Origin of the sequence: Flavobacterium araucananum, assembly GCF_002222055.1 — a bacterium.
Taxonomy (GTDB): Bacteria; Bacteroidota; Bacteroidia; order Flavobacteriales; family Flavobacteriaceae; genus Flavobacterium; species Flavobacterium araucananum.
In genome coordinates this window covers 60909-73875 of the sequence record NZ_MUGS01000029.1, presented here as the reverse complement: position 1 = coordinate 73875, position 12967 = coordinate 60909, and the positions used below count along the sequence as shown (strand labels likewise).

Below are 12967 nucleotides of genomic sequence, written 5' to 3'. Positions count from 1 at the left end.
AAATTCAGATAAAATCTTAAAAATAATTCTTTTCTTTCAAAAAAAGGGATTTTGACATTGCTTCCAAAAATGTCCGAATTGACTATTCGTACCTTTTTTTTTGATCTACATTTGCGGGTGAAATAAATCATAAAGTGATATAGGAGTAAAAATATTGCTGTAACGGCGGTACTTTTTAGGTTTTTTAAGGAGCATCTTTTTTTTAAAATAATCGCCATAATCAATTTGACATTAAACTTAAAAATAACTATTCCGACTAACTCGTTTTTATGTTTTTAACCTGTACACTTAATACTCTTATGAAATATATAGTTCTGGTACTATTTCTATATTCATCGAGTTTATGTGCACAGGAAATTAGTCCTACAATTCAGCTTTTGCGTGAGAATTTGAATCGGTACAATGGCGAAACTAAACTAGATAGTATTGGTTATCTGATCGAGAATCATTTGGCAAAAAATAATTTAAGTGGTTTCGAACTTCAACTGGTCCTTTTTTTTCAGGGAAATTATTACAATCAAATAGCCAGAACTCCGGATGCTATAATTGCTTTAAAAAAATCTATAGCATCAAAAGTTGCAGGAAAAGAAGCAGATAAGATTTACTATAAAAGTTTGTATATTTTATCAGATTTATATTTTACTCAAAAAAAATATAAGGATGCATTTTACTATGCCAGTTTGTGCAGAGATAAAATTCCGGCAGCGAATAATAAAGCAAATGAATATATTGGTTTGCATTTGATTATTGGTTACTACTATTATATCAATTATGATCATAAAAAAAGTATGCAGGAATTTTTGCTGGCTGAAGAGGCTGCAAAAAAATATGATCCTTGCAAGCTTTCTGAAGTTTATGTAAAAACGGCACGTATCTACAGCAGACAAAACCGACTCGATAAAGCAAAGGAAACAATCCTGAAAAGTATTGAGATTGCTGATAATTGCAATGCTTTAGAAAATAAGATTAATGCAATACGAACCCTGCGGGAAATGCTGGTTGAACATGGTGAGTTTGAAGCGGCTCATAAAACATTTGAAAAGCTCGATCGCCTTGTTGGAATTGAGGATATAAAAAACAGAAATATTAGAATTGATTCGTTTGAAATTGCAAATAAAATCAAACTGAAAGAACAGCAAAATACCAGCCTAAAACGAATAAATAATTCTAAGGAAGTAAAGTTACAACAACAAAAGGTCGCCCTTATTGTATCCTTAATAGGGATAACATTGTTGGTTATATTATTGTATTCGATTGTAGTCTTAACCAGAAAACAGCGTTTAACAAACGAAACTCTTAAATTGCAAAAAGAGCAAATTGAAGATAAGAATAGTGAACTAAAGCGTCTTAATTTACTTCATCAAAAGATTTTTAGTGTTATTTCTCATGACTTCAAAGAACCAATTACGACCCTGAAAGTATTATTGGATAAAGAGGATATACTGAAAAACGAAAACAAAGTGGTGTCTACTTATATTAAGGCAATCAGTCAACAATTAGAACAATCTGATGCAATGCTGACCAGTTTGCTCGATTGGGCAAAAACAGAATTGATAACGAAGATTTCGAATCCCAGCAAAATTAAATTGTTTGATGTTATTACGGCAGCACGCAGGGAATTATTACACCAGTTAAAGGCAAAAAATATTACCATCGAGAACAGGGTTTCAAAAGAAATTATTATAGTTTTTAACCCAACGGTTTTAAGTATAGTACTTCGAAATATAATTAGTAACGCTATTAAATTTAGTTATGAAAATAGTCTGATTATTATTGAATATGAAGAGAATGAAATCTGGGTAACAGATTTTGGTAAAGGAATCGAGCAAAAAAAGAGGGACAAATTATTCAAGAAAAATATAAATCCGGGAGTAGGAACAAATATGGAATCGGGGTTTGGAATCGGGTTGTATTTATGTCAGGAATTAATGCTGAAAAACAAAGGAACTCTAGACGTTTTTAATAATGAATCTGAAGGATGTACCTTCAAAATTATCTTGCCAAAATAGGGAAAACCGCTATTTATTTAACAATTTTTTTGTCGCTTATTTGTACCATGATACATATTGCCTTTTTTGAAGACCAGCCTATTGTATGTAAGGGTCTTAATAGTTTTTTTTCGAATCAAAAAGATTTAGAAGTTCTTTTTTATGCCACAAACAAGTTAGATCTGTATGCTAAAGTTCAGAATCATTCAGGGTTAGATTTAATCATAGTCGATCTAATTGCAAATGATGTAGAAGGCTTAGAAGTGTATAGATATCTCCATAAAAATCACCCGGATTTACGAGTTATCGCTTTTACCTCACTTTCCAGTCCAATTTTGGTCGAGAACCTGCTGGCTATGGGCGTAAAAGGGTATGTAAATAAAAATCAGGATATCGAAGATTTGCTCGAAGCAATAGAATTAGTTTGGGATGGCGAAATTTATTTGCCGGATGATTATTCGTTTTTGGCAAAGCAAAACAGAATTGGGAATGCAATAACCCTAACAGCCAAAGAGCTTACAATTATGCAATTTATTATCAAAGAATTTACTACAGCAGATATTGCCAAAGAATTACAACTTTCGGTTAATACAGTAGAAAATCACAGAAAAAATATTTTTAACAAACTCGATGTAAGTAATGTCGCGGGTATGGTACGTGAGGCATCAAAACTGGGTCATGTTAGCTAACAAAGAATAGGGCTGAGGTTAGATTAAACTGATTTTGGCTATTACAATATTTGGAGATGAACGAACAACTCCAATAACTTTTTACAGAATTTTAATTATTTATTATATGGGGAACTTTACTTTTTTGAAAATTTTAATGACTAATAAAATAAGAGGTTTGCATAGACTTCTGGTCTGCCTGCACAGTAATAAACAGGTTGCTTACTTTTTACTTATCATCTTATTAACAGGTGTTAAAACTACTGCTCAAAACAAAATCAGCATTGAAAATCAGCAATTTTATAAAGTGATTTCGTATGGCGAAAAAATTGATTTTGGAAATATGGATAATTCAGTGATGTGGACCATTACAAATTTAGAAAAAGAGATCAATACTTCTTTGCGTGGTAATGAAATTAACGATTATCTCTTTCAGGAGCCTGGAGAATATGAGATTAATTTTCAGGAAAATAAAAAACACGACGAAGAATGCAGTCACCCAATATTTGCAGACCGTTTTCGTGTAAAAGTAGAAACGGTTAAATTATCCTTTGATTTTTCTAAAATTCAGTTTTCTCAGAACATACAAAAAGGAAGATCATACTCAGATCTAATAATTACTGTTCCTGTAAAAATCGCTACAAAAGATAATTTGGTTACAAAATTATCGGCACCCGGTTTATCGGTTACCGGACTTGGAGTTTCATTAAAAGCAGAACCAGTAGAAAAGGAGATTATCTTAAATAATAAAACTCAATTGTTAAAATATAAGGTATCAGGAACAGTCAATAGGGAAACTTATCTGATGTTTGATTTTTATGATTTTAATAATCAGGTACAGACGTATAATCTTCCTCAGATAATAAAATAATTGTATTAAATATGATAAAAAATTACGCTACCGTAAATCTAATATTGAATTTTAAAAAAGCAATTTTTTTGTTTTTTGTATTTTTCATGTTCAGTCAAATATCAAGTGCTCAATGTGCTAAACCAGCTGTAGGATGTTCTACTACTGATTTAAGTAATTTTGGATTTGCTTCAAATAATGATGCCGCAACTATAGAATATGATAATTTTGTTTCGAGTTGGCACACTACAGTTGTAAGGACTTCAGACGGCTCTTTTCAGACATGGGGAGAAACAATAGGAAATAATGGGACTACAAATGTATTAGCACCATTAACAATAAATAAAACAAACTTTTCAGGTTTAACTACTGGTGCTACTCCTTTGAAAGTAGCGCTTGGAAGTAATTCATCTAATAACGTACAGGGTATTCTTCTGGCTACAGATGGTCTGTATGCCTGGTCTTTAAGAGGTGCGGTTATTGATGCTACACTTACCACGAGTGCAGCTTTTCAAAAAGTTACGATTGGCGGAAATGCCAATGGTTTACCAACAGGTGTAGTTCCCGGAGATGTAAAAATGATGTTTGCAACCTTCAAGACATTAGTGATTACAACTTGTAGTGGAGATGTTTGGGTAATTTCACAAATCCCAAATGCGAGAGGAAATGGAGCAACCGGAAACAATACAACTTGGTACAAAGTTACCACTTCGGCTACCGGAAATCCATTCCTGACTGATGTTGTTGCCTGTAGAGGAAGCGCTGACGGTTTTATGGCATTAAAATCAGATGGATCTGTTTATGTTTGGGGAACTAATGCCTTACTAGGAGATACCACAGGTTATTTGACTCAGACCAGAGCTATAAAAATGACATTGCCAAGTGGTATTACCCCAAAAATGATTGGTTCTACGGGCCCTAATACGGCAAGATCTTATTATGTTTTAGCAACAGATGGAAATTTATATGCATTAGGTAAAAATAATACAAAACAACTGGGTGATTGGACAACCACTGACAGATTTGCATGGGTTCAGCCTCGATATACCTCTGCAACCGGTCCCGTGATGAACGATATAAAATGGTTCAGTCCGCAGGAACATGATTTTAACTATGGTGCTGTTAATGTGCTTAACAATAGTAAAAACATTTACGCATTTGGAAACAATAGTGGTTTTTTAATTGGAACTACAGGAGCTAGTAGTGACCCTAGTATTCCTAACGGCTTAGTTGCCGGAAATAGTATTCTGGCTGTAGAAACAGGAGGTCATACCTCTATGATTGTAAAAAGTTGTGAGGCTAAGTTTGGTTATGTAGGCCATAGAATTAGTGGTAGTATGGGTGATGGTACAAATGCTTCTACAAATGAAGCCAACTATACTTTTGCTACAGCAAATGTGCAAATTTGTGGTGCGGAATCAAATCCTGCTATTCAGCCAATTTCAACAGGAGGCGGACCTGATTCAAAATATTGTGTAGGTGATCCTGTTTTATTAAGTCCAACTCCGGCCGGAGGTACATTAAGCGTATTAAGCGGTCCGGGTACCCTGACCGGAAATACAGTAAATTTTACGGCAGCAGGTACAGTTGTGGTTCAATATTCTGTAACCACTGCGTGCGGGGGAACATCAGTAACATCTAAAAGTTTTGATGCAGCACTTTGTCCTATCGATCTGCAGATTACAAAAACAGTTGATAATCTTACTCCAAGTGTTGGCAGTAACAGCGTTTTTACGATTACAACAAAAAATAACGGAACTTATAAGGGTACAGGAATTACAGTAAATGACGCACTTCCTGCGGGATACACTTTTGTAAGCGCAACACCATCGACAGGAACATGGTTATCGCCAAACTGGACTGTTGGAAATCTTGCGAGCGGAACAAGTGCAACGTTGTCTATTGTAGCAACAGTAAATGCATCAGGACCATACGCTAATACAGCTACCGTTACCGGAAATGATCCTGATACAGACCTTACCAATAATACTGCGACAGCAACACCGGTAGTTCAAACAAATCTTACGGTAACTAAAACAATAAATAATACTACTCCTAATATAGGCAGTAATGTAACCTTTACAATTACAGCCTCTAATGCGGGACCTAGTAATGCTACAGGAGTTATAGTAAACGATGTACTTCCTGCGGGATATACATTTGTAAGCGCAACACCATCTACCGGAACCTGGTCAGCACCAGATTGGACGATTGGAGGTCTTGCCAACGGAGCAACTGCAACGATCGCTATTGTAGCGACAGTAAACGCTTCAGGTTCTTATACGAATACGGCAACAATTACAGGAGGTCAGAATGATCCGACTCCCGGGAATAATTCTGAATCAGTAACACCTGTTGTAAATAAAACACCGGTTGCAAATGCCAACACAAATGCAAGTATTCCATCTACAGCGGGAGCAACGGCTATAAGCGCTCTAACAGCTACAGATACTGATGGAACAATTGCTAACTATACGGTGTTGAGTTTACCAACTCATGGAGTTTTGGCTTTGTCAGGAACGCCGGTTACCTTAAACCAGGTATTGACACCAGCTCAGGTTTCTCTTCTTACTTATGACCCAATTGGGACATTTACAGGAGATGATACCTTTACTTTTACAGCTACGGATAATCAGGGTGCTGTAGCAACAGCTGCAACGATCACGATTCCAGTTGGTAATAATCCTCCGGTTGCTAACGCAGATACAAACAATAGTATTCCATCGACAGCAGGAGCAACGGCAATCAATGCCTTAACAGCTACAGATACAGACGGAACTATTGCAAACTATACGGTGTTGAGTTTACCGGCTCATGGAACTTTGGCTTTATCAGGAGTTGCAGTAACTGCAAACCAGGTATTGACACCAGCTCAGGTTTCTCTTCTTACTTATGACCCAATTGGAACATTTACAGGAGACGATACGTTTACTTTTACAGCGACGGATAATTTAGGTGCTGTAGCAACAGCTGCAACCATTACAATCCCAGTTGGGAATAATCCTCCGGTTGCAAATGCCGATACAAATACAAGTATTCTATCGACAGCGGGAGCAACGGCTATCAATGCCTTAACAGCGACAGATACAGACGGAACTATTGCAAACTATACGGTTTTAAGCTTACCGGCTCATGGAACTTTAGCTTTATCAGGAGTTGCAGTTACCTTAAACCAGGTATTAACACCAGCTCAGGCTGCAATGTTGACTTATGACCCAATTGGGACATATACAGGAGATGATACTTTTACTTTTACAGCTACGGATAATAGTGGCGCTGTAGCAACAACTGCAACGATCACGATTCCGGTTGGGAATAATCCTCCGGTTGCTAATGCAGATACAAATACAAGTATTCTATCGACAGCGGGTGCAACGGCTATCAATGCCTTAACTGCTACAGATACAGACGGAACAATTGCAAGCTATACGGTTTTAAGTTTACCAACTCATGGAACTTTAGCTTTAGCAGGTACACCTGTAACATTAAACCAAGTGTTAACACCAGCTCAGGTTTCACTCCTTACTTATGATCCAATTGGAACATTTACAGGAGACGATACGTTTACCTTTACAGCAACGGATAATAGTGGTGCTGTAGCAACAGCTGCAACCATTACAATCCCGGTTGGGAATAATCCTCCGGTTGCAAATGCAGATACGAATACAGGTATTCCATCTACAGCAGGAGCAACTGCTATCAATGCCTTAACAGCTACAGATACAGACGGAACTATTGCAAACTATACGGTTTTAAGTTTACCAACTCATGGAACTTTAGCTTTATCAGGAGTTGCAGTAACTGCAAACCAGATATTAACACCAGCTCAGGTTTCACTCCTTACTTATGATCCTGCCGGAACATTTACAGGAGACGATACGTTTACTTTTACAGCAACAGATAATAATGGTGCTGTAGCAACAGCTGCAACCATCACAATCCCGGTTGGGAATAATCCTCCGGTTGCCAATGCCGATACGAATACAAGTATTCCATCGACAGCAGGAGCAACTGCTATCAATGCCTTAACAGCGACAGATACTGATGGAACTATTGCAAGCTATACGGTGTTGAGTTTACCAACTCATGGAACTTTAGCTTTAGCGGGAACGCCAGTTACCTTAAACCAGGTATTGACACCAGCTCAGGCTGCAATGTTGACTTATGACCCGATTGGTACATTTACAGGAGACGATACTTTTAGTTTTACAGCTACGGATAATAGTGGTGCTGTAGCAACAGCTGCAACCATTACAATCCCCGTTGGAAATAATCCTCCGGTTGCTAATGCAGATACAAACAATAGTATTCCATCGACAGCGGGTGCAACGGCAATTAATGCCTTAACAGCTACAGATACTGACGGAACTATTGCAAACTATACGGTGTTGAGTTTACCAACTCATGGAACTTTAGCGTTGGCAGGAACACCTGTTACCTTAAACCAGGTATTGACACAAGCTCAGGCTGCAATGTTAACTTATGACCCAATCGGGACATTTACAGGAGATGATACCTTTACTTTTACAGCTACGGATAATAATGGTGCTGTAGCAACAGCTGCAACCATCACAATCCCGGTTGGGAATAATGCTCCGGTTGCAAATGCCAACACAAATGCAAGCATTCCTTCATCTGCTTCGGCTACAGCGATCAGCGCTCTAACAGCTACAGATACAGACGGAACTATTGCAAACTATACGGTGTTAAGTTTACCAACTCATGGAACTTTAGCTTTAGCGGGAACACCTGTAACATTAAATCAAGTCTTGACACCAGCTCAGGCTGCAATGTTGACTTATGACCCAATTGGTACATATACAGGAGATGATACTTTTAGTTTTACAGCGACAGATAATAGCGGTGCTGTAGCAACAGCTGCAACCATTACAATCCCAGTTGGGAATAATCCTCCGGTTGCAAATGCAGATACGAATACAGCTATTCCATCTACAGCAGGTGCAACGGCAATTAATGCCTTAACAGCTACAGATACAGACGGAACAATCGCTAGTTATACGGTGTTGAGTTTACCAACTCATGGAACTTTAGCTTTATCAGGAGTTGCAGTAACTGCAAATCAAGTATTGACACCAGCTCAGGTTTCACTCCTTACTTATGATCCTGCTGGGACATTTACAGGAAATGATACGTTTACCTTTACAGCAACGGATAATAGTGGTGCTGTAGCAACAGCTGCAACCATTACAATCCCAGTTGGGAATAATCCTCCGGTTGCCAATGCAGATACAAATACAAGTATTCCATCTACAGCAGGAGCAACTGCTATCAATGCTTTGACAGCTACAGATACAGACGGAACTATTGCAAACTATACGGTTTTAAGTTTACCAACTCATGGAACTTTAGCTTTATCAGGAGTTGCAGTAACTGCAAACCAGGTATTGACACCAGCTCAGGTTTCTCTTCTTACTTATGATCCAATTGGAACATTTACAGGAGACGATACGTTTACTTTTACAGCAACGGATAATAATGGTGCTGTAGCAACAGCTGCAACGATCACGATTCCGGTTGGTAATAATGCTCCGGTTGCAAATGCCAACACAAATGCAAGCATTCCTTCATCTGCTTCGGCTACAGCGATCAGCGCTCTAACAGCTACAGACACTGACGGAACAATTGCTAGTTATACGGTGTTAAGTTTACCAACTCATGGAACTTTAGCTTTAGCGGGAACACCTGTAACATTAAATCAAGTCTTGACACCAGCTCAGGCTGCAATGTTGACTTATGATCCTATTGGGACATTTACAGGAGACGATACTTTTACTTTTACAGCAACGGATAATAGCGGTGCTGTAGCAACAGCTGCAACGATCACGATTCCGGTTGGTAATAATCCTCCGGTTGCAAATGCAGATACAAATACAAGTATTCCATCGACAGCAGGAGCAACAGCTATCAATGCCTTAACAGCTACAGATACAGACGGAACTATTGCAAACTATACGGTGTTGAGTTTACCAACTCATGGAACTTTAGCTTTATCAGGAGTTGCAGTAATTGCAAACCAGGTATTAACACCAGCTCAGGTTTCACTTCTTACTTATGATCCAATTGGAACATTTACAGGAGACGATACGTTTACTTTTACAGCTACGGATAATAATGGTGCTGTAGCAACAGCTGCAACGATCACGATTCCGGTTGGTAATAATGCTCCGGTTGCAAATGCCAACACAAATGCAAGCATTCCTTCATCTGCTTCGGCTACAGCGATCAGCGCTCTAACAGCTACAGATACTGACGGAACAATTGCTAGTTATACGTTGTTGAGTTTACCAACTCATGGAACTTTAGCTTTAGCGGGAACGCCAGTTACCTTAAACCAGGTATTGACACCAGCTCAGGCTGCAATGTTGACTTATGACCCGATTGGTACATTTACAGGAGATGATACTTTTACCTTTACAGCAACGGATAATAGTGGCGCTGTAGCAACAGCTGCAACCATTACAATCCCTGTTGGTAATAATCCTCCGGTTGCAAATGCCGATACAAATACAAGTATTCCATCTACAGCGGGTGCAACGGCTATCAATGCTCTAACAGCTACAGATACAGATGGAACTATTGCAAACTATACGGTGTTGAGTTTACCAACTCATGGAACTTTAGCTTTATCAGGAGTTGCAGTAACTGCAAACCAGATATTGACACCAGCTCAGGTTTCACTTCTTACTTATGATCCTGCCGGGACATTTACAGGAGATGATACCTTTACTTTTACAGCAACGGATAATCTTGGCGCTGTAGCAACAGCTGCAACGATCACGATTCCGGTTGGGAATAATCCTCCGGTTGCAAATGCAGATACTAACAATAGCATTCCATCTACAGCGGGAGCAACGGCTATCAATGCCTTAAATGCTACAGATACAGACGGAACTATTGCAAACTATACGGTGTTGAGTTTACCAACTCATGGAACTTTAGCTTTAGCGGGAACGCCAGTTACCTTAAACCAGGTATTGACACCAGCTCAGGCTGCAATGTTGACTTATGACCCTATTGGTACATTTACAGGAGACGATACTTTTAGTTTTACAGCAACGGATAATAGTGGTGCTGTAGCAACAGCTGCAACCATTACAATCCCGGTTGGGAATAATCCTCCGGTTGCTAACGCAGATACAAATTCAAGTATTCCATCGACAGCGGGTGCAACGGCTATCAATGCCTTAACAGCTACAGATACAGACGGAACAATCGCTAGTTATACGGTGTTGAGTTTACCGGCTCATGGAACTTTAGCTTTATCAGGAGTTGCAGTAACTGCAAACCAGATATTGACGCCAGTTCAGGTTTCACTTCTTACTTATGACCCAATTGGTACATTTACAGGAGATGATACCTTTACTTTTACAGCAACGGATAATAGTGGTGCTGTAGCAACAGCTGCAACTATCACAATCCCGGTTGCTAATAATGCACCTGATGCTCATGATGATACCAATGCTGCTATTCCATCGAGAGCAGGAGCAACGGCAATTAATGCTTTGACAGCTACAGATACAGATGGAACAATTGCTAGTTATACGGTGTTAAGTTTACCGGCTAACGGAATTTTAGCTTTGGCGGGAGTTCCGGTAACTATAAATCAAGTATTGACACCGGCTCAGGCTGCAATGCTAACTTATGATCCTAACGGAGCATTTACGGGCAACGATACATTTACTTTTACAGCGACAGATAATAATGGAGCTATTGATGCTACACCGGCAGTAATAACAATTGTAATCGAAAAAACTGTTCTAAATGCAGTTTCGGATCCAATAAATGCAGTAGTTGGAATCAATAAACCGGTAACAGTACTGAACGTATTTAATAATGATACTTTAAACAATGATCCGTTAGTGCCTTCAGATGTTAATCTAGGAGTACGTGTTCCAGATCCAACAGGAACTTTAACCTTAAAACCTGACGGAACAATAGAATTAATACCAAATGCACCGGCAGGTACCTATTCGCTAACATACGAAATTTGCGAAGCTGCAAATATTTTCAACTGTAGTTCTGCTGTAGTTACCGTTACCGTAGTAGCGCCAACAATGACAGTAAGTGCAAGCAGTTATTGTTCTAACAATACACCGTATGTATCTTATAATGTAGTAGCAGATAATTTTACTCCAACAGGATTATTAACAATCAACTGGATAGATAGTGCTAATAATATTGTAGCGACTCAAAACAATATGCCATTAAGTGGTACTGTTTTATGGCCGGGTGCCGTAGTAGATGGTAGTAATAACCCAACAGACTGGCCAGGATGGATTTTGACAGGCGGACAATGGCTACAAGGAAATGACGGATTCGAATTGACAAGACCAGCTGTAACAATGCAGTTTACATTGAATCCAACGAAATCTGTTGTAGTCAATTATCCGGGAGCAGCGTCTGGTTGTAATGCGATGCCTACGTTTGGTATTCAGGCAGGAAACGAAGATGATGTTACCCTTGCAGACGGACTTAATGGTTCACCCGAAGTAATCAATGTTCTGGACAATGATAAACTTAACGGAGTTCCGGTTAAAGCATCGGATGTTATTTTAAAAGGTTTAGATCTGCCAAAAGGAATTACAATTAATGCTGATGGTACAATAGATGTAGCACCAGGGACAAAAGGAGGAAATTATACTTTAACGTATCAAATATGCGAAGTAGCAAATGCATCTAATTGTACTACTGCAACCGTGAAAATTTTTGTTGAAGTTCCTGCAATTGCAATTGTAAAAACAGTGGTATTAAATGACAATAACGGAAACGAATATGCTGAGGCAGGAGAAACCCTGACATACAGTTTTGCCATAACAAATACAGGAAATACAGCGCTGGAAAATATAGTAGTTGCAGATCCTTTGCCGGGAATCGTTATGAACGGAGGTCCAATTAGTTTGGCAGCTGGTCAAAGTGATACCTCTTCGATTACAGGAACCTATACTTTAACCCAGAACGATATAAATGCCGGTACTATTAGTAATCAGGCTATCGTTTCAGGAGTTACAAAAAGCGGAATTGCTGTTTCAGACAAGTCAGATTCTGGTGATCTTAACGGAGAAAAACCAACTATTTTAACCTTAAGCGGTTGTGTGATCAAAATCTTTAATGCAGTTTCTTCTAATGGAGACGGTAAAAACGAAAGATTTTATGTACAAGGTTTAGAATGTTATCCGGACAATACGGTACAGATTTATAACCGTTGGGGAGTTTTAGTTTTTGACAGAGATCATTATAACAATACCGACATTGCTTTTAGGGGTATCTCAGAAGGACGTGTTACCATCAAAGACTCCAACGGATTACCTGAAGGAACATATTATTATATCATCAGGTACAAAGACAAACAATCTAATCCGCATCAGGAAGCCGGGTACTTATACCTAACCAAGTAACATTCTGTACAATTTAAATGGCTTAGCTACGAGCTAAGCCATTAT

Annotated in this window: 4 protein-coding genes; all 4 read left to right on the top strand. The window is 38.6% G+C overall.

Translation table 11 applies throughout. The annotated features are described in order from the left end of the window. The first annotated feature begins 299 nt into the window (after nucleotides 1-299). The 4 genes from B0A64_RS14475 to B0A64_RS14460 all read left to right on the top strand — a co-directional run bounded on the left by B0A64_RS14475 (nucleotide 300) and on the right by B0A64_RS14460 (nucleotide 12922). Complete coding sequence (locus tag B0A64_RS14475; RefSeq protein ID WP_165769818.1) at nucleotides 300-2009, top strand: ATP-binding protein; 1710 nt, start codon at nucleotides 300-302, stop codon at nucleotides 2007-2009. A 47-nt stretch (nucleotides 2010-2056) separates the two neighbouring features. Beyond that, nucleotides 2057-2677: a response regulator gene (locus B0A64_RS14470; RefSeq protein ID WP_165769817.1), complete on the top strand. Its 621-nt coding sequence runs from the start codon at nucleotides 2057-2059 to the stop codon at nucleotides 2675-2677. A gap of 136 nt (nucleotides 2678-2813) precedes the next feature. After that, nucleotides 2814-3527 carry a hypothetical protein gene (locus B0A64_RS14465; RefSeq protein WP_146198403.1) on the top strand — a complete coding sequence of 238 codons (714 nt, stop codon included), beginning with the start codon at nucleotides 2814-2816 and terminating at the stop codon, nucleotides 3525-3527. A gap of 11 nt (nucleotides 3528-3538) precedes the next feature. Beyond that, nucleotides 3539-12922 (top strand): Ig-like domain-containing protein, encoded by a 9384-nt coding sequence (locus B0A64_RS14460; protein ID WP_089480231.1) that lies wholly within the window; start codon nucleotides 3539-3541, stop codon nucleotides 12920-12922. Nucleotides 12923-12967: the final 45 nt, after the last annotated feature.

Bases quoted from the DNA above. Each gene is read 5' to 3' on its own strand.
- B0A64_RS14460 (WP_089480231.1), top strand. From the start codon at position 3,539: ATGATAAAAAATTACGCTACCGTAAATCTAATATTGAATTTTAAAAAA.
- B0A64_RS14465 (WP_146198403.1), top strand. From the start codon at position 2,814: ATGACTAATAAAATAAGAGGTTTGCATAGACTTCTGGTCTGCCTGCAC.
- B0A64_RS14470 (WP_165769817.1), top strand. From the start codon at position 2,057: ATGATACATATTGCCTTTTTTGAAGACCAGCCTATTGTATGTAAGGGT.
- B0A64_RS14475 (WP_165769818.1), top strand. From the start codon at position 300: ATGAAATATATAGTTCTGGTACTATTTCTATATTCATCGAGTTTATGT.